Genomic DNA, 24432 nt, shown 5'->3' on the forward strand with positions numbered 1-24432 from the left:
CCCTGTCCGCCGGATCTTCACGGACCGGCCCGTGGCGTCCGGTGCGGTGCCCCGCACGGCGGCGGGCACCACCACCGCGACGGGCCCGCCGGACGCACGGGGCGACTCCGGTCAGCCCAGGTCGGGGATCCGCCAGTCGATCGGCTCGTGCCCCTGACCGGCCACTGCCTTGTCGATCCGGGTGAAGGGCTGCGAGCCGAAGAACTTCTTCGCGGAGAGCGGCGACGGGTGGGCTCCCTTCACCACCACATGGCGCTCCTCGTCGATCAGCGGAAGCTTCTTCTGCGCGTAGTTCCCCCAGAGCACGAAGACCGCCGGGTCGGGCCGCGAGGCCACCGCGCTGATCACTGCGTCCGTGAACCGCTCCCAGCCCTTGCCCTTGTGGGAGTTGGCCTCCGACGCGCGCACCGTGAGCACCGCGTTGAGCAGGAGGACACCCTGCTCGGCCCACGGCATCAGATAGCCGTTGTCCGGGACCGGGTGGCCGAGCTCCTCCTTCATCTCCTTGTAGATGTTCCGCAGGGAGGGCGGTGTACGGACGCCCGGTCGCACCGAGAAGCACAGCCCGTGCCCCTGTCCTTCCCCGTGGTACGGATCCTGGCCGAGGATCAGCACCTTCACCCTGTCGTACGGTGTGGCGTCGAGGGCGGCGAAGACCTCATCGCGCGGAGGGTAGACCGGTCCCCTGGCCCGCTCCTCCTCGACGAAAGCCGTGAGCTCCTTGAAGTAGGGCTTCTCCAGCTCATCGCCGAGGACGCCGCGCCACGACGCGGGCAGCATGTCGGTTCCGGTCACGTCAACAACCTCCGGTGTGCGATTCGTTCTTCCTCCAGAACCTACCCGCGGCCACTGACAACGGCCCCGGACGGATGTCCGGGGCCGTGCGGTGGGCGGGGCCGGGGCGTCCGCCGGTGGACCGGGTTGCGGGCCGGCTCAGCCGACGCCGGCGTTGAGGAAGATCCCGCCGTCGACGACCAGCGTCTGACCGGTGACCCAGCCCGACTGGCCGGACGTGAGGAAGGCGGCGGCGCCCCCGATGTCCTCGGGGACTCCGAGCCTGCCCAGCGGGTACGCGGCGGCTGCCTCCGCCTCGCGGCCCTCGTACAGCGCCTCGGCGAACTTGGTCTTCACCACGGCGGGCGCGATGGCGTTGACCCGTACCGCCGGGGCGAACTCGTGCGCCAGCTGCAGGGTGAGGTTGACCATCGCGGCCTTGCTCATGCCGTACGCACCGATGAACGGCGAGGCGGAGACCCCGGCGACGGACGCGATGTTCACGATCGCGCCGCCGTTCTCCTTCTGCCACGCCTTCCAGGTCTGCTGGGCGAAGCCGAGTGCCGAGATGACATTGGTCTCGTAGACCTTGCGCGCCACGTTCAGGTCCATCTCGGCCATCGGGCCGAACACCGGGTTGGTACCGGCGTTGTTGACCAGGTGGTCGACCCTGCCGAACGCCTCCATGACCCGCTCGACGGCCGCCGCCTGGTGCGCCTCGTCATGGGCCTTGCCCGCGACACCGATCACCCGGTCGGCGCCGAGCCGCTCCACCGCCGCCTTGAGCGCGTCCTCGTTGCGACCGGTGATGCAGACCCGGTCGCCCCGGGCGACGAACGCCTCGGCGATCCCGTATCCGATACCGCGGCTCGCGCCGGTGATCAGCGCGACCTTCCCGCTGTCCTGTGCAGTCATGTCCGTTGTTCCCCTTGCTTCCCTGATCAGTTGAGCGGGCCGCCGGCGACGTACATGACCTGGCCGGACACGAAGCCTGCGTCCTCACCGGTGAAGAAGGCGATGGCGTTGGCGATGTCCTCGGGCCTGCCGACGCGCTGCACCGGGATCTGGGTGGCGGCCGCGGCCTGGAACTCCTCGAAGCCCATTCCGACGCGCTCCGCGGTCTGCGCGGTCATCTCGGTGACGATGAAGCCCGGAGCGACGGCGTTGGCGGTGACGCCGAACTTGCCGAGCTCCTTGGCGAGCGTCTTGGTGAAGCCCTGCAGGCCGGCCTTGACCGCGGAGTAGTTGGCCTGGCCGCGGTTGCCCAGCGCGGAGCTGGAGGACAGGCTGACGATCCGGCCGAACTTGGCGTCCACCATGTGCTTCTGGACCGCCTTGGACATCAGGAACGCACCCTTGAGGTGGACGTTCATGACCATGTCCCAGTCGGACTCGCTCATCTTGAAGAGCAGGTTGTCGCGGAGGACGCCCGCGTTGTTGACGAGGATCGTCGGGGCACCGAGCTCGGCCGCGACCCGGGCCACCGCTGCCTCGACCTGGGCGCTGTCCGAGACGTCACAGCTCACGGCGATGGCACGGCCGCCGGCGGAGGTGATCTTCTCGACGGTGTCCTTGCAGGCCGCCTCGTCGAGGTCGAGTACGGCGACGGCGCGGCCCTCCGCCGCCAGACGTACCGCGGTGGCTGCGCCAATGCCGCGCGCAGCCCCGGTCACGATGGCAACGCGCTGCTCGGTGGTGGACATACTGGCTCTCCTCGCCCTCGGATGGCGGTCCTCGATCACTGAGCGACCGCTTAGTACCTTCAGCAGACGTGACGCTAGAAGGCCTGGCACCCGGTGTCAACGGCACACGGGATCAGCAGTGAACGTCACACCGGGCGCCACCCTCTCAGCGCACCAGCAGCTCGAACAGCCGGTCGGCCTCGGCGGCCGGGTCGGTGGTCAGCCCGGTATGCACGGGGCCGGGCTGCACGACCGTCGAACGGGGTGCGATCAGCCAGCGGAAGCGCCGTCCCGCGTCGTCGGGGCCTGCCTGGCCCGCCGCCTCGCCGCCCTGGCAGACACCCTCCACGGCCCGCAGCGCCGCACGGACCCCGACCACGTCGGCGTGCGGGTCGAGCAGCCGCAGCTTCGCCTCGTCCAGGTGCGTACGTGCGACGACGAACGATTCGGCCCGGCAGTAGACCAGCACCCCCGCGTTGAACATCTCGCCGCGCTCGATCCGCGGCACCACGCGTACCAGCGCGTACTCATAGACGTCCCGGCGCGCGGGGCCCCGCGCGCTCATCGGGTGCCGTCCTGCTTGCGGCCCGGCTGCTGCGCGGCGGGGGTCAGGCGTCCGGAGAGCCAGCCCGGGGCCCGGGACGGGCCGGTGGGCGTCTGCGGCCCGAGGACGATCCGGGTGTGCACCCCGGCGGCCCGCTCCAGCAGCACCTCGACATACGCGCGGCGCAGCTCGTCGGCGGTGCCGAACCCGGCCTCCTCCTCCAGCCAGACGTCGGGGACGTCGGCGGTGACCTCGGTGAGAAGTTCCTCGGTGACCAGCGGCGCCAGCTCGGCGGCGGCGGAGGCCACATCGGGGGCGAAGCTCGCCAGGACGTGGTCGGACGCGTCGTACGGCTTGCTGCCGTAGTTCTGCGCGGAGGGCCAGTTGTGGTGCCAGATCATGGTGGCGCCGTGGTCGATGAGCCAGAGATCGCCGTGCCAGACGAGCAGGTTGGGGTTGCGCCAGGAACGGTCGACGTTGTCGATCACCGCGTCGAACCAGACGATCCGCCCGGCTTCCGCGGGGCCCACCTGGTAGGCGAGCGGGTCGAACCCGATCGACCCCGGCAGGAAGTCCATGCCGAGGTTGAGCCCGCCACTCGCCTTCAGCAGCTCCTGTACCTCCTGATCGGGCTCGGAGAGCCCGATGACGGGGTCCAGCTGCATCTGCACGAGCTCGGGCACCCGCAGCCCCAGCCGGCGGCCGAGCTGACCGCAGATGACCTCGGCCACGAGCGTCTTGCGGCCCTGTCCGGCGCCGGTGAACTTCATGACGTACGTACCGAGATCATCGGCCTCGACGATCCCGGGGAGCGAACCACCCTCACGCAGAGGCGTGATGTAACGGGTCGCTACGACTTCTTCCAGCACTTTCCCAGGCCACCCATCTCTTCAGCCTTGCAATCCACGGCCGACCGCTCCGAGGCGCGAGGGCGACAATCGGCCGCCACCGATGCTGGGGCGAATCTGGGGAGTTTCGACTGGCGTGCCGCTCTCCCCGCTCCCCAAGCAGTCCGTCGATGGTGCCCCGCCCCTTGTTGCCGGCCTCCGGCATGAAGTGAGCATAGTAACCGAGGGTGATCGCCGGCGAGGAATGCCCAAGCCATCGCGCCAAGGTCATCCTCAGCTTCCCGGCCATGGCCGGGAAGTTCGACCTCCGAAGTTCCGACCCGCCCCCGGGGATTTCGACGCGCTCCTCCACAGGGTGGATATACCACCCTGCATCCCGGACACGCCCGCGCCTTCGTCCGCGACCGGATCAGCCACCTCAGGACGGGACTCCCAACTACACACCTCACCTGTGGTCTTACGACCAAAGCAAGCTCACACAGCTGTTCACAGAGGCAGGATTCCGGACAGTGGAACCGTGGGATTTCGATCCCAACATCGCTAACCCTAAACGGCAGTGGGGCAGCATCTACGTCGTCGCCACCAAATAGCCCTCGCGCAGGCCGCCATGCACGGGAAGTCTGACGCCGGCCTGCCCGCGTACGTGACCATCCGCCTTCTCCCCCAGAACGCCCGCTTCATCCGCATCACCACCGAGCCGGTCGGCGAAGCCGCCCCGGAGCTGGCTGGACCGGCCCCGAAGCCGGCACCGCACACCACGTCGAGATGCAACCCATCGATCCCGGCCCCCGGAACCAGGTGTCCGCACGCGGACACACCAAGCAGCGAACACCCGGCCCCGAGCAGAGCTTCCCGTGCGACAGCACCCCGGGCCGCCTTGAGCTGGCTCCCGAGCACTGACGCGCGACCGGCCGCCCCGAGGGGCTGGCAACAGCACGTCCCAGTATTCCGCCGAGCTCCGGTACCTGACCGGCGGTCACCTCCCGTCGCGGCAACCCCCCGAAGGAGTGAGCCGACCTGTTCGAGCGAACGCCGAATCCCTCAGCGAAGGCCGCACTTGACCCCAGCAGGTTCCTAGAACATGCGTCCACAATCTGCCCCCACATGGGCCGTTACGGGTCCTCCCGGGCACCGTTCTTAGAGCACCAGTACCCCTTACCCGCCCTTCCGGAGGACACCGTGAATCCCACCCCTGCCCCTGTGCATACGCTTGCCGTAATCGAACGACTCCAGTCTGCCGCGACGTCCACAAAGCTGGCCGTGCACCATGTTGACGCCGTCGTCCGCCGCTCAGCCCGCCTGGATACGAGGTGGAGGGCATGACAGAGCCGAAGACCCTCCCGCCCTCACTGCGCATCTGGGCCCAGCACCGAGTCGGCGAGATCATCAGGGTGCGTGACGCCTCGCAGCCCCGGCCGAACTCGCAGGTGTGGGAGCTCCACAGCACCGCCGACGCCCGCCACTTCATCAAGATCAGCCCCAGTGTCACCTTCTACCGGCGCGAGACCTTCGCCTACCGCCACGCCGTCCCCGCCCTGCTCCGCAACCGGGCACCGCAGCTGGTCGACAGCCGCGCAGAGGCCCTGGCCCTCCTTCTCACCGCCGTCCCCGGCAGCCCTGTCACCCAGCTGCCGCTGGTCGACGCCGGGCAGCGCGCCGTACACCGGCAGGCCGGAGCCCTCTACGCCCGGCTCCACGAAGCCGGTGGCCTCGACCGAGAGGCCCGCAGTGAGGCCGAAGACGTCCTGACGGCCACTGCCAACGGCGTCGGCAAGCACCTGGCCGCTGCAGCGGACCGCCTCACGGCGGCCGAACGAGAACTCGTCCTCTGCTACGCCGTGCAGCTGCGGACCGCGGGCCCGGTGCCCCTGGGCTTCATCCATGGCGACGCTCAGGAACGCAACTGGCTCTGGGAGAGCCGGTCCGGGCTCGCGGTCATCGACTTCGAGCGCGCGCAGTTCGCCCCGCTCGTCAAAGATTTCGTGATCCTGGCCGCGACCGCATGGCTTGAGGCCCCCGCCCTCGAACGTGCCTTCTTCCACGGCTACGGCCGCCAACTGACCAGCCAGGAGCGACATGTGCTGCAGTGCCTGGTCGTTCTCGACGCAGTGAGCTGCCTGGCCTGGGGCCCGCCACACGGGGATGACGAGGTCACAGCACGGGGACAACGCACCCTTGACCGACTGATGCGGAGGGACCACCCGTGACTGAGCGGCACCGCAGCATCGCGATCGTCATGGTCCTGCTCCAGCGTCCCAGCGACGGAAGGGTCCTGACCGTGCGGCACGGACCGGCATCCTCCTACTCAGCAGGGCGGCTCACTGTGATCGGCGGACACCTGGAAGAAGGAGAGTTCTGCGACGAGGGCGCGGCTCGCGAGCTCTTGGAGGAGAGCGGAGTGTACGTCGACGAAGGGGCATTGGAGTTCTGTCAGCTTGCGCACTTCCGCACCAAGGACGATCTCGTTATCGGTGTGGCGTTCACCGCACAGCGGTGGGAGGGCGAGCCGTACAACCGCGAGCAGGGCAAGCACACCGCGCTGGTCTGGGTCGACCCCGGCAATCCCCCCAACGACTGCCACCCGTTCACCGAGGCGGTCCTGCAGAACTTCGCCGCCGGAGTGCTCTACGCCCAGGTACCGGCAGCCACTGCTGGAGGTGCTTCGTGAAAAGGTTTCTAAGCCGTGTACGGATGGCTGAGCCGAAGGTGTCGGAGGCAGAGCGGGAACTGTTCGGAGGCCCGCTGCGCTACGACATGGGCTGGGCCGAACACGAGCACGCACGGCTTGACTTGACGATGCTCTCCGCCATCCGGGCCATGCCCCGGCTGGTGGGCGGCACCCTGCGCCGTGCCTGGTCTGTCGACCGGCCGGCCCTGCTCACCGTCGGGTTCAGTGAAATCGGGCAGGGCATCGCCGCGGCCGTCAGCCTGCTGGCCGTCAACTCCGTTATGCACGCCCTGCTCGGCGGCGGAACACCCGCCGCCCGCTTGCACCAGGCACTGCCCGCGCTGATCGCTGCCGCTGTCGTCGCGGTCGCCAACGCCGGCCTCGCCGGCTGGTCCACCTCCCGGGCCGGCCGCCTGGAGCCGCTGGTGGAGCGGGTCGCGACGACCGAGTACCTGGCCGCCGCCGCAGCGGTGGAGCTGGAGGCCATCGAAGACCCCGAGTTCCGCCGACTGATCGACGTCGCGCAGTACGGCGCAGCGTCCGCCCGCCGGATGATCAGTGCCTGCGTCGCCGCACTGAACGGCACGATCTCCCTGATCGCCACGGCGAGCATCCTCACCGTGCTGCATCCCGCCCTGCTGCCGATGCTGATCCTCATCGCGGCCCCGCGCGGCTGGGGGGCCATGCGGGTGGCCCAGGAGCGCTACGTGTCGATGATGAACTGGATCGAGCACGTGCGCGCCAGCCGCCTCATCGGCAACCTGCTCACCGAGCGGACCGCGGCCCAGGAAGTGCGCATCCACGCGGTCGGCCCGTTCCTGCTCGACAAGTACCGTGACATGGCCGAGAGCGCCGAGGACGAGCAGAAGCGCCTCGCCAACGGCAAGGCCCTCACGGAGCTGGTGGCCGCCGCCCTGTCCGGGGTGGCGATGGCCTGCACGTACGCGGTGATGTTCTGGCTGGTCACGACCGGGCGCATGAGTCTCGCCGTGGCCGGGACCGCCGTGATCGCCGTCCGCTCAGGCTCGGCGAGCCTGGGCGCGCTGGTCATGAACGTCAACCAGCTCCACGAGGAATCCCTCTACGTCCAGGACCATGACCGGTTCCTGGACGTAGCCGCCCAGCGGGCCATCCCCGCAGGCGGCGGGCAGGTACCGCGCCAGGCCGGAAAGATCGTCCTCGACAAGGTCACCTACCGTTATCCGGACCGCGACGAACCCGCACTGGACGGGGTCTCGCTCACCCTCCCCATGGGGTCGGTGACGGCGGTGGTGGGTGAAAATGGGACGGGTAAGAGCACCCTGATGAAGGTCCTGGCGGGCCTCCTCCTCCCGCAGAGCGGCACCGTGCGCTGGGGCGAAGCCGAGCTCTCCGGCCTGGACCGCTCCGAGGTATTCGACCGTGTCTCGCTGCTGACACAGGACTTCCAGCGCTGGCCGGTGACAGCCGCCCTGAACATCCGCATCGGCCGCCCCGGACAGCCGGCGACCGACGACGAACTGCAGTCATCGATCGACTACGCCGGGGCCACCCCCGGTCATCGCGAAGCTGCCCGACGGCCTGCGGAGCCTGCTGGCCCGGATGTTCCGCGGCGCCACGGAACTCTCCGGCGGTGAGTGGCAGAAAATCGGCCTGGCCCGCACCCACTGGCGCAGCTCCACATCGGACGCGGACAGTGTCCTCATCGTCGACGAACCCACCTCGGCCCTCGATCCCGAAGCGGAGATCGCCGCCTTCGACCGCATCCGCAGGCTCGCCGGGCCCCACCGGGCGGTGGTCCTCGTCACGCACCGCATGTCCGGCGTACGGCACGCCGACCACATCTACGTCCTCGACCGGGGCCGCCTCGCGGAACAGGGACACCACGACGAACTGATCACAGCCCAGGGACGCTACGCATCCATGTTCCGCGCACAGGCAGACCAGTACGCCCCCACCCCGAACATCCCGAGCCCCGCCTCTGCGACCGTCACGGATCCCGCGTGACCCCTGAAGACGAAAGGCCCTCCGTGACGACTCCTCCCACCACCGCACTTCACGAAGCGAGCGCCCTGCGCCATCAGCTCGCCGACCGACTGCAGGCCGCCGGGCACATCCGCACCACAGCGGTCGAGGCCGCCTTCCGCACCGTGCCCCGTCACGCGTTCGCCCCCGAAGTGCCGGTCGAGAAGGCGTACGCCGACGACACCATTCCGACCCGCTACGCGCCAGACGGGCGGACCATCAGTTCCATCAGTGCGCCGTGGCTGCAGGCCGACATGCTCGAAGCAGCCCGCATCCAGCCCGGCCACCGCGTCCTGGAGATCGGCTCCGGCGGCTACAACGCCGCGCTGATCGCCGAACTCGTCGGCCCCGGCGGCAGCGTCACCACCCTCGACATTGCGCCCGGAGGTCACCGAACTCCTGCGCGTCGCAAGAGACTTGCCGGTGGTCATCTCCACCGGGCACGCCGACGGCCACGAGGTGCGGCTGCTCGTCGACGAGGTCGTACGCCTCGACGTGCCGCGCCTGATGCTGAACCAGCCCGCCAACCCGATGACCGGGCTCAGCTGCAAGGACCTGGTGGAGGTGGCGGCGGCGGAGCAGGTGTGGACCGAACAGACCGCGCTGACCCGCCTCCTCGGCTACCAGGACTGGACGGACTTCGCCGACGTGCTGTCCCTGCTGCCCCGCGTCGTCTGCAGCTCGGACCTGGGACAGCCGTCCCAGATGGACATCGCGGACTGGCTGACGTGGAATCAGAAGGCTCACTCGGACGCCGGGTTGGCGTCCGAGCGCGTCATCGACATCACTCACACCGGCCCGCTGAAGATGCTGAGCCTCTGACCGCACCGACGGTCCTGTCGGCGCTGCTGCTCTCCCTGCCCCTCGTGCTCCTTGCATGCTGGGCGGGGTGAGCGCTGTGGCGCCTGGGCCAGCCCCCCCCCGTCATCGGGGAGATGGCCGCGGGCATCCTGCTCGGCCCGACGCTGCTCGGCCGTGTGTGGCCCGCGGGGACGGCCGCCCTCTTCCCTCTCGATCTCGCCCCGGTCCGTGACGCGCTCGGCCAACTGGGCCTGCCGTGCTTCATGTTCCCGCTCGGCCGGGAACTGGACGCCAAGCAGGTGCGCGGCGAGCGCGGCACGGCCCTCACGGTGGGCCTGGCGGGCCTGATCGTGCCCCTGGTGTGCGGAGTTGCTCCTCACGCTCGTGCTGTGGGGCCCCTACGGAGCCTGCCGTAACTCGGTGCGCGCTACCAATAGTTCTGACCGCGTGGACCGCGCCGCCATTCCTGGGGGAACACCGTGAAGTACACCCGCATCGCCGCTCTGGCCGCCGTCGGGCTCGCCGCCACCCTCTCGCTCACCGCGTGTGGCGGCAACGACGACTCCGGCAGCGACGCGTCCGCCAAGAGCCCCGCCTCCACGGCCGCGCCCTCCACGCCCTCCGGCGGCACCGCCACGACGGACGGCGGCGGCTCGGCGTCGGTTGAGGGCGCGTACACCGACGTGCGGGTCTACCCGACCCACACCGCCGAGTAGAGGGCCGGATGGGCAGAGGCGGGACGGGCCCGCCGCGGGTGCTGTGGGCGCCCGCGGCGGGCTTTGTCGCGGCCGGGCTAGAGCTGGAGCTCGTCCGCCGCCCGACAGGCGTGGTCGGCGAAGCGAACGGCCTGGGGATGGGCGCCGTGCGAGGGGTGGGCGAGGTAGGCGGGGACCTTGGGTGCCCCCGTCAGCGGGACCAGACGGACGAAGGGGTGGGTGTAGCGGCGGGCCGCGGAGACGGGCGCGGTGCCCACACCGAGGCCGACCGCCACCTGCTCCAGCCATTCGTCGAAGTTGCGGCACTCGGCCCCGACCTCCGGCCGGTTCCCGTCCGGCCACATGTCCGGGAACGTGGTGCCGCTCACGGTGTTGATGATCAGGGGCAGTTCCGCGAGCTCCGCCCAGTCCAGCTCGGTGCGCTCGGCCAGTCGCCAGCTCGCGGGGACCGCGGCGATGCGGGGCTCCTCGCACAGCAGCACGCCCCGCAGCCCCGAGGGCAGTTCCGCACAGCGCAGCAGACCCAGATGCACCTGCCCGGTGTCGAGCCCGGCCTGCGGGGTGTCGCAGCGGATGAACTCGACGGCCACGCCCGCCTCCTCGCCGAACCGCGCGGCGATCCGCGATAACCCCTCGGGCAGTCCCCAGCTGAACCCGATGCGCAGGGTCTCCCCCTCCTGCACCTCCCGCAGCGCCGCGTCGAGCTGACGCAGCAGAGGGGTGACCTTCCTGCGCAAGGCGGCGCCTTTTTCGGTCAACTCCGTTCGGCGCGTGGTGCGTTCGAAGAGCCGCACCCCCAAAGACTCCTCCAGCGTGCGGATGTTGCGCGTCAGGGTCGGCTGGGCCAGGTACAGGCGGCGGCCGGCGGCGGTGAAGCCCCCCTCTTCGGCGACGGCCAGAAAGCATCTCAGGTGACGCAGATCTATATTCATTCGGGAAGCCTATAGGTGGCTCCGCACTGTCATTTCTCAAGGCGCGATCGTATGCATAGGCTGCTTGATGTCACCGAGCGGACGGGATGACCGGCAGGGCCGGCATTCGCGAAATGCTGGTGTGCTGCCATACACTCAAACGGGGGTACGTCATGAGTGAATACTGGTGCGCGCCGTCAACCGGGCTGGCGCCAAAACCGGTTCAACTAACAGCAAAGAAATCCACAGGGGACAGCTCTGTGCCGCGGACGTGTGCTCCCGGCACCGTTCCGACCCGGCGCCCCTGGTGCCCCATGGGTCGTCGATAGGGCAATGGCCCGCGCCGTCCGCTCCGGCGGACGCCTGCGCGGTGTGATCTCCGACGAGGTATCGGCCTCGCGTCTCTTCTTCGGCGGTGACCTCCGTCACCTGCGGAAGTTCTTTTCTCAACTTTTTTGCGCCGCCTTTCCGTCCGGGCTGCGCGGATTTCACTCCGCGCCGCGCGGTACATCGGTGTGACGTAATTCTGGCCGACCCTTCCGGAATGCCTGTTCCGCTGCCGTAATCACCGAGAAGGATATTGATGTGCCGGTAATTGATACATGCAACGGTCCGGTGGAACACGTCATCGTCGACGGGGATCCGGACCTGGCACCGCTGGTCTTCCTGCACGGCGGACTCGGCTGCGTCGCCGCGTGGGGCCGCTTTCCCGCCAGGCTCGCCGCCTCCACCGGACGCCGCGCCCTGGTCTACTCCCGGCACGGCAACGGCGGCAGCGGCCCCGACCCGCTGCCGCGCACCCCGCGCTACATGCACGAGCACGCCCAGGACGTACTGCCGGGCCTGCTCGACGCCCTCGGTCTGGAGCGCCCCGTCCTGGTAGGCCACAGCGACGGCGCCTCGATCGCCCTGCTGCACGCCTCGGTGCGTCCGGTGGAAGCCGTCATCGGGATGGGGCCGCACATGTACTTCGAGGAGGAGAACCGCCTCGGCATCGAGGCCGCCCGTGCCTCCTACGAGGCCGGTCCGCTCGCCAAGAAGCTGGCCCTGGTGCACGACGACCCCCGGGGAGTCTTCGACCGCTGGTCCGGCGTCTGGCTCTCGCCCGGGTTCCGCCACTGGAACATCGAGAACGACCTCGACGTCACCGCGCCGGTGCTGATGATCCAGGGCGACGCGGACGAGTACGGCTCGCTCGGCCAGGTCGACGCCGTCGAACGCGTGGTAAGCGGCCTCTTCCAGCGCCTGGTGCCCGAGGGCTGCGACCACTACCCCTACCTGGTCTGCCCCGACCTCGTCATCGAGAGCGTCTGCGATTTCCTCGCCGCGCACACCGACCCCGCCGCCGCAGCCACCACCGGCGCCCCCGCCGCGGAGGCCGTCCGATGACCGCGCCGACGAGCGCGCGGACGCCCCCGCAGGCGAGCACCCCCGCGACCACGGAGGCCCCCGTGCGCCTCGACGCCCTCCTGGCCCGATCCGCCCGCCTGCATCCCGGGCGCACTGCCCTCGAAGGTGCCGGCCAGAGCTGGACCTATGCCCAACTAGACGCCGCTGTAACGGAGTTGGCCGACCGGCTCACCGCCGACGGGCTCGCTCCGGGCGACCGGGTCGGTGTCTACGCGCCCAAGGCCCCCGCCACCGTCATCGCCCTGTACGCGGCCCTGCGGGCCGGTGCGGTGGCCGCGCCCCTGGATGTGGCCGACCCGCCGGAACGCACCGCCCGCATGATCCACAACGCCGGGCTGTCCCTGCTGTTCACCAGCGACCGCGCCCTGGCCGGGGCCCACCGCGCCGCCGCCCGGGCCCGCGAAGGCGCCCCGGCCGACGAGTCCGCCCTGGACCACGGCCTGCACCGGCTGCGCGTCCTCGGCGCCGAGGAGCGGCCCGCGCCCTTGCCCGCGCCCACCGACCGCGGCGGCTACATCCTCTTCACCTCGGGCAGCACCGGCTGGCCCAAGGGCGTCCTGCTCTCGCACGAGAACGTCGCCCACTACGCCCTGTGGGCCGCCCGCGAGTTCGGGCTCACCCCCGACGACCGGATCGGCTCCCAGGCCGCCCTCACCTTCGACCTGACCACCTTCGACCTGTTCAGCGCCGCCGCCGCGGGCGCCTGCACGGTCTTGATGCCGGACCTGCTGCGCGCCTTCCCGCGCGATGTCGTCGGCTGGCTTACCGAACAGCGCATCACGCACTTCGTGGCCGTGCCCTCGCTCTACCACGGCATGCTCCAGCAGGGCGGCATCGCCGACACCCCGCCGGCACACTTGCGCGTCGCGGCCTTCGGCGGGGAGGCCTTCGCACCCGAACTCCTCGCGCGCTACCTGGATTTACTCGACGACGTCCCCTTCTACAACCTGTACGGGCCCACCGAGACGAACGCCTGCACCTCCTACCGAGTGCCCTCCGACTGGACCGCCGACCAGGAGCTGACCATCGGCCGCGGCATCGGCGGCGTCCACATCGAGGTGCTCGACGAGGACGGCCGGCCCACCGACGGCGAAGGTGAGATCCACATCGCCGGGCCCACCGTCTTCCAGGGATATCTGCGCGGTGGCGAACCGAGCGACCCCACCCGCACCGTCACCTTCCGCGACGGCGTGGCACGCCGCGCCTACGCCAGCGGAGACATCGGGCGGATCACCGCCGACGGCCGGGTCTTCCTGCGGGGCCGGCGCGACTCCCAGATCAAGCGGCGCGGCCACCGCATCGACCTGATGGACGTGGAGAGCGCCGTTCTCGATCTGCCGCGGGTCGCCACCGCCGCGGTCGTCGCCAAGAACAGTCCCTACGCGGGCCAGATATGGGCCTACGCGCAGACCGGCGCCACCGAGCCGGAGCTCATGGCCGCGCTGCGCGACGTACTGCCCAAGCGGATGCTGCCCGACCGGATCGTCCCGGTCACCACGTTGCCCACCACCACCAGCGGCAAGGTCGACCGCCGCGCCCTGAGTGGCGACGGCGACCCCGTCCTCACCAGCACCGAACCCCCCGGCGCCCTACCCACCGGCCCCGTACTCATCGAGGAGATCCCCGCATGAACAGCGTCGAAGACCTCTGCACCCTCATCGCCCGCCGGATCACCTGGGGCCGGGGCGAGGACCCGCAGTCCCTGACCCCGGACACCCCACTCCTCGAGATGGGCCTGGTCGACTCGCTGGCGATCATGGAGATCGTCTCGGCGCTCGACGCCGAGGCCGGGATCAGCCTGCCCGACACCGAGATCGTCGCCGCCAACTTCCGCAGCCCCAAGGCCCTTTGGGTCGCCATCGAGCGTCTCGAAGCCGAGGGCGGCAAGTGACCGCGGTGGCCCTGGCGGCCCTGCGCTCCGGCCCGCCCGAGACGGAGCGGCTCGTCGACACCTACCGGGACCTGGCGGCGCCGGTCCTGGAAGAGACCGCGGGCGACGACTTCCTCGCCCAGTGGCGGGCCATGGCCGACCTCGGTGTGCTGCGGCTCGCCGACCCGGACGCGTCCGGACCCGGCCCCGTCACCCGCTCGCTCGCCGCGATCGAGGGCCTCGGGCTCGCGGGCGCCGATCCGGGCCTGTGCTACGCGCTGGCCTCGCAGCTCTTCGGCATGCAGTTCCCGCTGCGGGCCGTCCTCGGCGCGGACGCCTGGGGCGCGGTCGCCGACGTCCAGGACGGTGAGGTGCTGCTGTGCCACGCGCTGACCGAGCGCGGCGGCGGCAGCGACCCGTTCTCCATGGCGACGCGGGCCCGGCGGGAGGGCGACGGCTTCGTCCTGGACGGCGCCAAGACCTTCATCACCGCCGCGCCCGTCGCCGACCGGGCGATCGTCTTCGCCCGCACCGCCGAAGGACGCTCCCCCTTCGCGCTGTCCGCGTTCCTGTTCCCGCTCGACCTGCCCGGCGTCCGGCGCGGAGAGTCCTTCACCAAGACCGCGCTGCCGAGCGTGCCGATGGGTGAACTCCTCTTCGACGGCGTGCGGTTGGGGCCCAAGGCGCTGCTGGGCGAGGAGGGCTCCGGTCTCGCGGTGATGGCCTCCACTACCGCCTGGGAGCGTTCTGTCATCCTCGGCTACGCACTCGGCCCGATGCGCCGCACCCTGGCCCGTACCGTCGAGTGGGCCGCACAGCGCGAGCACTTCGGCCGCCGCATGGGCGCGAGCCACCAGGTCGCCGCCCGTGTCAGCGACATGGCCATGGCCCTGCACCGCTCCCGCGTCCAGCTCTACGCGATGGCCGCCCGGCTCGACGCCGGGGTCCCGGCCCGCAAGTTCGCCGCGGAAGCCGCCCTCACCAAGATCTCCGTCGCCGAGGACTACGTCCGGCTGACCGAACACGCCACCGCGCTGTCCGGCGTACGGGCCTTCCTGCCCGACTTGGACCTGGCCGCCGACCTGGCGAGCCCGATGGCGGCCCTGACCTACGCCGGCCCCAATGACCTGCTGCGCGTGGGCGTCGCACGGCAACTCGGCCTACCGGTCGAGAACTGACCGATCGAGACCCGAACCGAAGGACATCGATGACGCTGCCGACCCAACTCGAGGATCTCCTCAAACTCGCCGCGGAGACCGGCGCCCGGCTCGCCCCCCTCGCCGCCGATGTGGACGCCGGACACGCCGACGGCCACGAGACGTACCGCCTCCTGCGCGAATCCGGCCTGCTCGCCCTGCTCGTCCCCGAGGAGGCGGGCGGCGCGGGGCTCGGCTTCGGCGACTACTGGCGTGTGCTCGCCGAACTCGGCGCGCACAACGGGGCCGCGGCCCTCGGCGTGAACATGCACCACGTGGTGATGGGCGCGCTCGCCGACTCCGCAGGAACCCGTCTCTCCCCGGCCGCCGACGCGTTCCGCGCCTGGATGCTGGACGAGGTGGTGCACGGCCGCAAGCTGTTCGCCTCCGCCACCTCGGAGACCGGCCGGGGCGCCAAGCTCCGCGGGCTGCGGACCCGCTACCGGCTCTCCGACGACGGCGCCCACTACATCCTGACCGGGCACAAGTCGTTCGTTTCGCTGGCGGGCGCCGCCGACTACTACGTCGTCGCGGCCGTGGCCGAGGACACCGCGGAGGACACCGCCGAGGTCTCGCACTTCGTCGTCGCCGCGGACGACCCCGGCGTCAGCTTCGGCAGCGTCCACCGCATGTCCGCGATGTACGGCACCAGCACCGCCCCCATGGCCCTGGACCAGGTTCCGGTGCCGCGCTCCCGGCTCTACATGGGCGTCGAGGGCATGTCGCTGTTCAAGGTCGTACGCGAGCCGCACTGGATGATCGCCGGTTACACCGGTGCCTACCTCGGCATCGCCGAGGCACTCTTCCGGCACACCGTCGACCATGTCACGGCCTCCCCCAAGCGGGCCCATTCACCCGTGGTGCAGCAGGAGTTGGGGCGCATGTCGGCCCGGCTGCGGGCCGCCCGCGCCCTGGTGCACGAGGCCGGTGACCTCGTCACCGCCGAGCGCGGCAGTCTGGAGGCCAACGCCATGGTGCACGCGGCCAAGTACGTCGTCGGCGAGGTGGGCCCGCAGCTCGCGCAGGACGCGCTGCGGCTGTGCGGCTCGGCCGCCGTCAGCCGCAGCCACCCCTTGGAGCGGCTGATCCGCGAGGCGTCCTTCGCGCACGTGATGCCGGCCAAGCCGCAGGACTGCCTGGAGTACCTGGGCAAGGCCGCCGTCGGCGTCAACCTCTACGACGCCCGGGCCTTCGCATGGTGATCCCGGTCCAGGACGCGCCCGCCGTCACCCGCGACGCCTACCGGGCCCTGATGGGCTCGCACCCCAGCGGCGTCGCCGTCATCACCACCGCCGACGCGCAGGGCACGCCGTACGGCTTCACCTGCACCGCCCTGTGCTCCCTGTCCCTCGACCCGCCGCAACTCCTGGTGTCGGTGTCCAACACCGGCAGCACCCTGCCGATCCTCGCCGCCCGCGGCGCCTTCACCGTCAACTTCCTGCACGGTGCGGGCCGTCGCGCGGCCGAGGTCTTCGCGGGGCCCGCGGCCGAACGCTTCCGCTCGGTCGCCTGGCGGCCCGGGCCGGCCACCGGCCTCCCCGTCCTCGCCGAGGACGCCCACGCCAGCGCCGAGTGCCGCGTGGCCCGGCTCATCCCGGCCGACGACCACACCCTGGTCATCGGCGAGGTGCTGGACACCGAGACCCACGCACCCGCGACCGACGCGGCGCCGCTCCTGTACGGCATGCGCCGCTACGCCACCTGGCCGGCCGGCTGACCCGGCCGTTCCGATTCGGCTTTCGCCCCACCTCCCCATCCACGTCCCACCCGAACCCGAGGAATGCGCATGTACCGCACCCTGATGAAGTCCAAGATTCACCGCGCCACCGTCACCCAGGCCGACCTGCACTACGTCGGCTCGCTGACCATCGACTCCGACCTGATGAGGGCCGCGGACCTGCTGCCCGGCGAGAAGGTCGACATCGTCGACATCGAGAACGGCTCCCGGCTGTCCACCTACGTCATCGAGGGCCCGGCCGGCTCCGGCGTCATCGGCATCAACGGCGCCGCCGCCCGTCTCATCAGCCCCGGGGACCGGGTGATCATCATCGCGTACGCCGCCATGACGGACGAGGAGACCGCCGGCTTCGTCCCGCACGTCGTCTTCGTCGACGAGCGGAACACGGTCGTCGACCTCGGCTGCGACCCGGCCGCGGTGCCTGAGGGCTCCGGCCTCAAGCGCGGCGACCTCGTCGCCAACTGAGCATGCTTACAAGCCAGTTCAGGGGGTCGGCATGACGGTTTCCGTGGTCAGCGGGGGCACCCGCGGCATCGGGCGCGCACTGAGCCTGCGGCTCGCCGCGCTCGGACACGAGGTGATCGCCCTCTACCGCGGTGACGGCGAGTCCGCCGAGCAGACCGAGAAGGCCGGCGAGGGCCGGATCACGGCGCTGCGCTGCGACCTCACCCGGCCCGAGGAGATCCACGCGGTCTGCGCCCGGATCACCGCCGAGTACGGCGCGCCCGCCGTGCTCGTCAACAACGCCGGGGTCAACCGCGACGGGCCCTTTTTGTCCATGACCGCCGAGGACTGGGACACGGTGCTGGCCACCAACCTGTCCGGCCCCTTCCACCTGAGCCGGGCTCTCGCGCCCGCGATGGTGGAGGCCGGCGGCGCCTGCATCGTCAATATCGCCTCCACCACGGCGATCCGTCCCCGCAGCAACGGCGCCAACTACTGCGCCAGCAAGGCTGGTCTGATCCAGCTCACCAAGTGCCTGGCCCTCGAACTGGCCCCGCACGTCCGGGTGAACGCGCTGCTGCCCGGCTTCACCGACACCGAGGAGGTCACCGAGCGCTACGGCCTGGACGACCCGGAGCGGCTGGCCAGCGTCCTCGGCACCATCCCCGCCCGCAGGCTCGGCACGACCAACGACATGGCCGACGCCCTGGAGTACCTGGTGACCACCCGCAGCGGCTACCTCACCGGGCAGCAACTCGTCGTGGACGGCGGCCACTTCATGGGGTGAGGACGCCCCACTGCACCCCACACGCACCGACACACCCCACACTCAGGAGAACACACCCATGCGACTGACCCGGCACCAGGTCGACCAGTACCACGACCAGGGATTCCTGACGCTGGAAGCCCTCCTCGACCCCCGGGAGGTGGACACGCTGCGGGCGGCCCTCGACCGCGACACCAAGGTCCCCGGACCGCAGCTGGTGACCGAGGACGGCGGCACCGAGGTGCGCGCGGTCTACTCCTCGCACCAGCGCCAGCCCGAGTACGCCGGCCTGGTCCGCGATCCGCGCATCCTGCCGGCCGTGCAGCAGCTGCTCACCGACGACGTGTACATCTACCAGTTCAAGATCAACGCCAAGCCGGCCTTCGGCGGCGACAAGTGGGCCTGGCACCAGGACTACCTCGCCTGGCGGCTGTCCGACGGGCTGCCCGCGCCGCGTCAAATCAGCATCGGCGTCTTCCTCGACGACGTCACCGAGTTCAACGGTCCCGTCATCTTCCTGCCGGGTTCGCACCGCGAGGGTCTCGTCCGCGAGGGCCGTTCGGCCACCGCCAAGTCCGACCAGCACCTCGACCCCGACGACATCTCACTAACCCCGGAGCAGCTCGCCACGCTCGTAGACCGGCACGGTATGACCAGCCCCAAGGGGCCGGCCGGGTCCGTGGTGCTGTTCTCGCCGGAGATCGTGCACGGCTCGGCCCCCAACATGTCGCCGTTCGCCCGCCGCCTGCTGATCGCCACCTACAACGACACGGCCAACCTGCCGCAGCCCGTGGGCGAGCCGCGTCCGGACTACGTGGTGTGCCGCGACACCGAGCCGCTGCGCCCCCTGGACGCGCCCTTCTCCGAGACACTCGCCCTGCCTACGGTGGCGTCGTGACGCCCCGCACCGGACGCGCCGTCGTCCTGGAAAAGTTCAACTCGCCTCTTGCACTGCGGGAGTTCGAGATCCCGCCCGCTCCCGACGGCGGCATGATCGTCGCCTGTGGATACGGCGGCGTCTGCGGCACCGACCTGCACCTGAGGCAGGGGCACCTCGACATCCCCGTCCCGCTGGTCCTCGGCCACGAAGGCCTGGGCACCGTAAGGGAGTTGGGGGCCGGGACGCACCGCGACGCCACCGGGGCGCCGCTCGCGACCGGTGACACGGTGATGTGGGCTTCCTCCATCGCCTGCGGCGTCTGCCCGCCCTGCCGACTGCACCGTGAACCGACCCTGTGCGAGCAGCGCCGCACCTACGGCGTCAACCGCGCCCTGGACAGCGGCCCCGAGCTCTCCGGCGCCTGGGCCGACCACATCGTGCTGCAGCCCGGCACCGCCGTCATCAAGGTGCCCGAGGGCATCGATCCGCTCGCCGCCATGTCGCTGGCCTGCGCCGGGCCCACGGTGGCGCACGCCCTGTACGAGCGGCGGCCGGTGCGTCTGGGCGAGACCGTGGTGGTGCAGGGCAGCGGCCCGGTCGGTCTCGCGGCGGCGGCGTTCGCCCAACTGGCCGGTGCGGCCGCGGTCGTTGTCGTGGGCGGCCCGGCCTCGCGGCTCGAACGGGCGGCGGCGGCCGGCATCGGTGACATCCACCTGGACATCGCCGGGGCGGCCGACCCCGCGGACGTCCTGCGCCAGGTCAAGGACGCCACCGGGGGAGACGGAGCCGACCTGGTCATCGAGTGCGCCGGGGTGCCGGCCGCGGTCGGCCAGGGGCTGAGCCTGCCCCGCCGGGGCGGTAGCTACCTGATCATCGGCCAGTACACCGACGCCGGCGACACCCTGATCAACCCGCACCAGATCGTGCACCGGCAGCTGGACGTCATCGGCTCCTGGGCCTTCACCGGAGCCCATCTCGTCGAGTACGTACGCCTGTTGCCAGCGCTCACCGCCCGCTTCGACCTGGCGAGCCTGGTCATGCCGTTCCCGCTGGAGCGGCACGCCGACGCGCTCGGGGCGGTCGCGGACGGGTCGGTGATGAAGGCGGTGCTCACCTCCTGAGCGGGTCGCGCACCTGAGGGCGCCGGGGCGGGGGGGGCGCCCGGGCCCGCCCCGCCTCGCCCCGCCTCGCCCCGCGTGCCGTCGGTACGCGGGGCGGCGCCGCATCCCGCTCAGCGGCCCGGCGCCCCCAGCGTTCCCAGGGCCTGTTGCGTCGCCGGGTCGTCGGGCAGGTAGGCGAGCAGATGGTGGCCCGGCTCGTCGACGGCGGCGAGCTTGACGTAGCGCAGCCGCAGATCGCCGGCGGCCGGATGCCGGAAGTGGCGTACGGCGGGATGGAACGCCGAGGTCTCCCGGCGGCCGTACCAGCGCGCCGCGTCCGGGTCGGCGAGCAGTTCCGCGGTGATCTCGGCGTACCGGCCGCCCTCGGGATGTCGGGCCGCCTTCGCCCGGAACTGACCCAGCAGGCTCCGCGCCTCGGGCTCCCAACTGGCCAGCAGCGTACGGGCGGGCGCCCAGCGGAACACCAGCCACAGCAGGTTGCGCTGCTTGGGCGCGAGCCTGGCCGGATCGGTGAGCAGGGCTGCGTACCCCGAGTTCCAGGCCAGCAGGTCCCAGTGCGGGTCGAGCACCACGGCCGGGTTGGGCGTCAGCGCCTCCACCAGGGTCAGCAGGTTGCGCGAGACCCATCCCGGCGGGTGTTCGTCCGGCGCGGCGTGCTCCAGGAACGACAGCACGTGCGCGGTCTCGTCCGCGTCCAGGCGCAGCGCCCGCGCCACCGACCGGAGCACCTGTTCCGACGTGCGCACCCGGCCCTGCTCCAGCCACGCGTACCAGGAGCTGCTGATCCCGGCGAGCTCCGCGACCTCCTCGCGCCGCAGCCCCGGGGTGCGCCGCCGTACGGACCCGGGCAGCCCCAGCTCGGCGGGCGTCAGCCGCTCACGCCGCGAGCGCAGGAACGCGCCCAGTTCCCGGTCCCGGACGCTGCCCGCGCCGCCGTTCATGATCCCCCCTCGCCCCGCACTCCCAGGGTGTGAGCAAGGGTAATCGGCTGCGGGGCCGCGCCGCTCACCGGCGGTGATGGGGTGGAACCACCAGCCAGGCCGGGTCTGGTGCGGGACCGAGCGACCACCGCAGGATTGCCACAAAGGAGAGCCGTCATGGACGCCCATACGGAAACCACCGACTCAGCGGGGCCCGCCGGCCCGGCGAGGCCCGCGGACTCGGCCGGGTCCGCGGACTCGGCCGGGCCAGCCGCCGTATCCGGGCCCGCCGCCCCGTCCGGGTCCGCTGCCCCGTCCGGGTCCGCCGAGGGAGCCGGGCACGCCGCCGCCCCTTCGGCGGCGCGTGGCGCGGCAGCCCCTGCGCCCGGGGAGGCTCCCGTATCGCCGCCGGAGGCACCCGCGCTGCCCGCGCTGCCCGTGCCGCCCGCGCTGCCGGCCCTGCCTGCCGCCTCATTACGGCTGCTGCGGGCCGCCGGGTTTGTCAGCAACTTCGACCGCTTCTGCATCACCCCGATGCTGCTGCTCATCGGCGCCCAGCTGGGCGTTCCGCTGCCGACGGTGATGCTCGCGGCCAGCGGCTACTTCCTCGCCTACGGTCTGATGCAGCCGGTGTGGGGACTGGCCAGCGACCGGCTCGGCCGGGTGCGCGTCATGCGGATCTCCCTGGCCGGCGCCGCGGTCGCCGCGCTCTGCTCGGTGCTCGCGCCCGACGCGACGGTGCTGATCGTGGCGCGGGCCGCGGCCGGCGCGTTCTTCGCGGCGTCCATCGCCGCGTCCATCACCTACATCGGGGACACCGTGCCCGCGGCGGTCCGCCAGCGCCCGCTGAGCGAGCTGATGACCGCGTTCGCCCTGGGCACGGCCGTGGCGACCGTCGTCGCCGGCGCCCTGGCGCACTTCGTGAGCTGGCGTCTCGTCTTCGCGCTGCCCGGCGTAATCGCCGCCTACTTGGCCTTCGCCCTGCGCCGCCTGCCGGAGCCGCCGCGTGCGGCGCCGGGGGCGCTGCTCGCCCCGTTCAAGGTCGTCCTGCGCTCGCGCTGGCAGTGGTACGTGATGGCGGTGGCCATGCTCGAAGGCGCGGTCCTGCTGGGCTTTTTGACGTACATCGCGCCCGCCCTGGAGGCCCAGGGGGCGTCGGCGACGCTGGCCGGCGCGGTGTCCGCGCTGTACGGGGTGGGCTCCATGGCTGCGGCCCAGACGGTGAAGCGGCTGGTGGGGCGCTGGACGCCGGTGCGGCTGATGGTGGTCGGCGGGGCGCAGATGGCCCTGGCCTTCGGCCTCGCGGCGGCCAGCCGGTCGCTGCCCGCGCTGGTGGTGTGCACGCTGCTGCTCGGCGGCGGCTGGTCGTTCATGCACTCCACGATCCAGTCCTGGGCCACCGGCCTGTCCCCGGCGGCCCGGGCCACCGGTGTGGCGATGTTCGGCCTGGCCCTTTACGTCGGCAGCGCCCTGGCGAGCGCCATCGCCGCCGGCCCCGCGGAACACCACGCGTACAGGGGCCTGTTCCTGACGGCCGCCCTCCTCACGATCCCGCTGACGGTCGCGGCGGGGGTGGGGCGGGCGCGCTATGACCGGGTGACGCGTCCGGACCGGGGCTGACGCCCGCGCCGTTTCGGTGGCGGTCGGAGCTTCTGCTCCGTCGGCCCGCCAGTCCGCCGCGCTTCGGCCGGCAGCGTCCAGCACTTTCGACTGGGCGTTGACGAGGTCGCTCGGGATGACGTCCCAGGCCGGCGGACGGGTCTGATGCAAGGTTGGGTGACAGGTTTGGTCACGCGGCCTGGAGGGCCGGTGTGGTCATGACGGTTTCGAATTCGACGGGTGTCAGTCGGCCGAGTGCGGCTTGTCGACGGCGCCGGTGGTAGGTCTTCTCGATCCAGGTCACGATGGCGGTCCGCAGTTCCTGGCGGGTGGCCCAAGTGCGGCGATCGAGGACGTTCTTCTGGAGCAGGCTGAAGAAGGACTCCATGGCTGCGTTGTCGCCGGCCGCTCCGACCCGCCCTATCGAGCCGGCGATCTGGTGGCGGCCGAGTGCGCGGACGGATTTCCGGGACCGGAACTGCGACCCGCGATCGCTGTGCAGGACGCACCCGGCGACACTGTCGCGCCGGGCAACAGCGTTGTCCAAGGCGGCGACGGCCAGGCGGGACTTCATCCGTTCGTCGATCAAGTAGCCCACGATCCTCTTGCTGAAGACGTCCTTGACCGCGCAGAGATACAGCTTCCCTTCCGCTGTGGGATGTTCGGTGATGTCGGTGAGCCAGAGCCTGTTCGGGCCATCTGCGGTGAAGTCGCGGCGGACGAGGTCGTCGTGCACGGGTGGACCGGCCTTCTTGGCCCTGCCGCGCTTCTTGCCGAACACACTCCACCAGCGGTTGTCCCGGCAGATTCGCCACGCGGTCCGGTCCGCCATGCCGGCTCCCGTGACTCGTGCTTCGTCGGCCAGGAAGCGGTAGCCGAACTCCAGGCCCTCGCCGTGGGCGTCGAACAACGCGTTTGAGCGATACGCCTCCTCGACCGCAGCGTCGGTCACCGGCTTGCCAAGCCAGCGATAGTAGGGCTGTCTGGCAAGCTTCAGGACCCGGCACGCGACCGTGACGGGCACCCCGTCCACGGCCAGCTCTCTCACGAGTGGGTAGATCCTTTTCCCGGCAGATACGCCTGCGACATGTAGGCCGCAGCCCGGCGCAAGACCTCGTTCTCCTGCTCCAGCAGCTTGATCCGCCGACGTGCTTCGCGCAGTTCCGTGCCCTCCTGGCCGGTCGTACCAGGCTTCGTCCCGGCGTCGACGTCCGCCCGGTGCATCCACTTCCACAGCGTCATCGCGTGAACGCCGAAGTCGGCGGCCACCTGCTCGACCGTCACGCCCGGGCCACGGTTCCTTGCGACCCGTACGACATCCTCGCGGAACTCTTCCGGATAAGGCTTGGGCACAGCGACATCCTTCCCACCTGCCCTACAGGGAAAGCCAGTTCAGATGTCACCCATTCGTGCATCAGACCCGTTTTTTCGAGCACGTCCTGTCGTAGGAGTGGACGCTACATCGACTGGGGGCGGTTCCTGGTGAAAAGGCTGGGCTGTGCGGAGATACCGACGAGGCCACAACGGACCAACATCCGCC

At 71.0% G+C, this 24432-nt stretch carries 25 protein-coding genes and 3 pseudogenes; 20 read left to right on the forward strand and 8 right to left on the reverse strand.

Translation table 11 applies throughout. The features are described from left to right. Window positions 1–111: 111 nt before the first annotated feature. The 5 genes from ung to OG917_RS04790 all read right to left on the reverse strand — a co-directional run bounded on the left by ung (window position 112) and on the right by OG917_RS04790 (window position 3869). Window positions 112–795, reverse strand: a complete 684-nt coding sequence (gene ung, locus OG917_RS04770; protein ID WP_328316267.1) for a uracil-DNA glycosylase — start codon at window positions 793–795, stop codon at window positions 112–114. A gap of 138 nt (window positions 796–933) precedes the next feature. After that, complete coding sequence (locus OG917_RS04775; RefSeq protein WP_328316268.1) at window positions 934–1689, reverse strand: SDR family oxidoreductase; 756 nt, start codon at window positions 1687–1689, stop codon at window positions 934–936. A 26-nt stretch (window positions 1690–1715) separates the two neighbouring features. Further along, window positions 1716–2477, reverse strand: coding sequence for a 3-oxoacyl-ACP reductase FabG (fabG, locus tag OG917_RS04780; RefSeq protein WP_328316269.1), 762 nt, complete (start codon window positions 2475–2477; stop codon window positions 1716–1718). Window positions 2478–2622: 145 nt separating this feature from the next. Continuing rightward, a complete protein-coding gene (locus OG917_RS04785) occupies window positions 2623–3021 on the reverse strand; it encodes a DUF3037 domain-containing protein (RefSeq protein ID WP_328316270.1) in 399 nt (132 codons plus the stop codon). Beyond that, window positions 3018–3869, reverse strand: coding sequence for a HipA family kinase (locus OG917_RS04790; protein ID WP_328316271.1), 852 nt, complete (start codon window positions 3867–3869; stop codon window positions 3018–3020). Before OG917_RS04790 ends, OG917_RS04785 begins: the two co-directional genes overlap by 4 nt. 398 nt (window positions 3870–4267) lie before the next feature. Between OG917_RS04790 and OG917_RS04800 the strand changes: the two are divergent. From OG917_RS04800 to OG917_RS04840, 9 genes and pseudogenes are all read left to right on the forward strand, one after another. Next, window positions 4268–4438 (forward strand): annotated as a pseudogene (locus OG917_RS04800) (class I SAM-dependent methyltransferase); the annotation flags it as partial. Window positions 4439–4613: 175 nt separating this feature from the next. Next, window positions 4614–4748, forward strand: a complete 135-nt coding sequence (locus OG917_RS04805) for a hypothetical protein (RefSeq protein ID WP_328316272.1) — start codon at window positions 4614–4616, stop codon at window positions 4746–4748. 419 nt (window positions 4749–5167) lie between these two features. Beyond that, entirely contained in the window at window positions 5168–6055 is an 888-nt protein-coding gene (locus OG917_RS04810) for an aminoglycoside phosphotransferase family protein (protein WP_328316273.1), read from the forward strand. Further along, on the forward strand, window positions 6052–6516 hold the full coding sequence (locus tag OG917_RS04815) for an NUDIX domain-containing protein (protein ID WP_328316274.1): 465 nt from the start codon (window positions 6052–6054) through the stop codon (window positions 6514–6516). Before OG917_RS04810 ends, OG917_RS04815 begins: the two co-directional genes overlap by 4 nt. 23 nt (window positions 6517–6539) lie before the next feature. Then, window positions 6540–8502 (forward strand): annotated as a pseudogene (locus tag OG917_RS04820) (ABC transporter ATP-binding protein). Window positions 8503–8525: 23 nt separating this feature from the next. Further along, a pseudogene (locus OG917_RS04825) lies at window positions 8526–8882 on the forward strand (methyltransferase, FxLD system); the annotation flags it as partial. A 13-nt stretch (window positions 8883–8895) separates the two neighbouring features. Next, complete coding sequence (locus tag OG917_RS04830) at window positions 8896–9342, forward strand: DUF6282 family protein (RefSeq protein ID WP_443058910.1); 447 nt, start codon at window positions 8896–8898, stop codon at window positions 9340–9342. A gap of 83 nt (window positions 9343–9425) precedes the next feature. Beyond that, window positions 9426–9737: a cation:proton antiporter domain-containing protein gene (locus OG917_RS04835; protein WP_328321660.1), complete on the forward strand. Its 312-nt coding sequence runs from the start codon at window positions 9426–9428 to the stop codon at window positions 9735–9737. 63 nt (window positions 9738–9800) lie between these two features. Continuing rightward, window positions 9801–10037 (forward strand): hypothetical protein, encoded by a 237-nt coding sequence (locus tag OG917_RS04840; RefSeq protein WP_328316276.1) that lies wholly within the window; start codon window positions 9801–9803, stop codon window positions 10035–10037. Between the two features lie 77 nt (window positions 10038–10114). On the opposite strand, the gene OG917_RS04845 is transcribed toward OG917_RS04840, so the two are convergent. Continuing rightward, window positions 10115–10969 carry a LysR family transcriptional regulator gene (locus tag OG917_RS04845; RefSeq protein ID WP_328316277.1) on the reverse strand — a complete coding sequence of 285 codons (855 nt, stop codon included), beginning with the start codon at window positions 10967–10969 and terminating at the stop codon, window positions 10115–10117. 564 nt (window positions 10970–11533) lie between these two features. Between OG917_RS04845 and OG917_RS04850 the strand changes: the two genes are divergently transcribed. The 10 genes from OG917_RS04850 to OG917_RS04895 all read left to right on the forward strand — a co-directional run bounded on the left by OG917_RS04850 (window position 11534) and on the right by OG917_RS04895 (window position 20373). Next, complete coding sequence (locus OG917_RS04850; protein WP_328316278.1) at window positions 11534–12337, forward strand: alpha/beta fold hydrolase; 804 nt, start codon at window positions 11534–11536, stop codon at window positions 12335–12337. After that, complete coding sequence (locus tag OG917_RS04855; RefSeq protein WP_328316279.1) at window positions 12334–13989, forward strand: AMP-binding protein; 1656 nt, start codon at window positions 12334–12336, stop codon at window positions 13987–13989. The genes OG917_RS04850 and OG917_RS04855 overlap by 4 nt, the downstream gene beginning before the upstream one ends. After that, window positions 13986–14249, forward strand: coding sequence for an acyl carrier protein (locus tag OG917_RS04860; protein WP_164267140.1), 264 nt, complete (start codon window positions 13986–13988; stop codon window positions 14247–14249). The genes OG917_RS04855 and OG917_RS04860 overlap by 4 nt, the downstream gene beginning before the upstream one ends. Continuing rightward, a complete protein-coding gene (locus OG917_RS04865; RefSeq protein ID WP_328316280.1) occupies window positions 14246–15406 on the forward strand; it encodes an acyl-CoA dehydrogenase family protein in 1161 nt (386 codons plus the stop codon). Before OG917_RS04860 ends, OG917_RS04865 begins: the two co-directional genes overlap by 4 nt. Window positions 15407–15435: 29 nt before the next feature. Continuing rightward, a complete protein-coding gene (locus OG917_RS04870; RefSeq protein WP_328316281.1) occupies window positions 15436–16626 on the forward strand; it encodes an acyl-CoA dehydrogenase family protein in 1191 nt (396 codons plus the stop codon). Beyond that, window positions 16620–17141, forward strand: a complete 522-nt coding sequence (locus OG917_RS04875; protein WP_328316282.1) for a flavin reductase family protein — start codon at window positions 16620–16622, stop codon at window positions 17139–17141. Before OG917_RS04870 ends, OG917_RS04875 begins: the two co-directional genes overlap by 7 nt. 69 nt (window positions 17142–17210) lie before the next feature. Beyond that, window positions 17211–17627 carry an aspartate 1-decarboxylase gene (panD, locus tag OG917_RS04880; RefSeq protein ID WP_328316283.1) on the forward strand — a complete coding sequence of 139 codons (417 nt, stop codon included), beginning with the start codon at window positions 17211–17213 and terminating at the stop codon, window positions 17625–17627. Window positions 17628–17658: 31 nt separating this feature from the next. Next, window positions 17659–18393, forward strand: coding sequence for an SDR family NAD(P)-dependent oxidoreductase (locus OG917_RS04885; protein WP_328316284.1), 735 nt, complete (start codon window positions 17659–17661; stop codon window positions 18391–18393). A 58-nt stretch (window positions 18394–18451) separates the two neighbouring features. After that, window positions 18452–19270 (forward strand): phytanoyl-CoA dioxygenase family protein, encoded by an 819-nt coding sequence (locus OG917_RS04890; RefSeq protein ID WP_328316285.1) that lies wholly within the window; start codon window positions 18452–18454, stop codon window positions 19268–19270. Next, window positions 19267–20373: a zinc-binding dehydrogenase gene (locus OG917_RS04895; protein ID WP_328316286.1), complete on the forward strand. Its 1107-nt coding sequence runs from the start codon at window positions 19267–19269 to the stop codon at window positions 20371–20373. Before OG917_RS04890 ends, OG917_RS04895 begins: the two co-directional genes overlap by 4 nt. Window positions 20374–20483: 110 nt before the next feature. Here OG917_RS04895 and OG917_RS04900 read toward each other — a convergent pair whose 3' ends face one another. After that, complete coding sequence (locus OG917_RS04900) at window positions 20484–21314, reverse strand: helix-turn-helix domain-containing protein (RefSeq protein WP_328316287.1); 831 nt, start codon at window positions 21312–21314, stop codon at window positions 20484–20486. A 156-nt stretch (window positions 21315–21470) separates the two neighbouring features. On the opposite strand from OG917_RS04900, the gene OG917_RS04905 reads away from it, so the two are divergent. Continuing rightward, window positions 21471–22913: an MFS transporter gene (locus OG917_RS04905; RefSeq protein WP_328316288.1), complete on the forward strand. Its 1443-nt coding sequence runs from the start codon at window positions 21471–21473 to the stop codon at window positions 22911–22913. A gap of 169 nt (window positions 22914–23082) precedes the next feature. Here the strand turns inward: OG917_RS04905 and OG917_RS04910 are convergent. Continuing rightward, window positions 23083–24245 (reverse strand): IS3 family transposase gene (locus tag OG917_RS04910; protein ID WP_328316289.1). Its coding sequence is split into 2 segments (ribosomal slippage): window positions 23083–23958 and window positions 23961–24245, totalling 1161 coding nucleotides; the frame shifts between segments, so codons are not numbered across the junction. Between the last annotated feature and the right edge of the window lie 187 nt (window positions 24246–24432).

Source organism: Streptomyces sp. NBC_00388 (assembly GCF_036061255.1).
Taxonomy (GTDB): domain Bacteria; phylum Actinomycetota; class Actinomycetes; order Streptomycetales; family Streptomycetaceae; genus Streptomyces.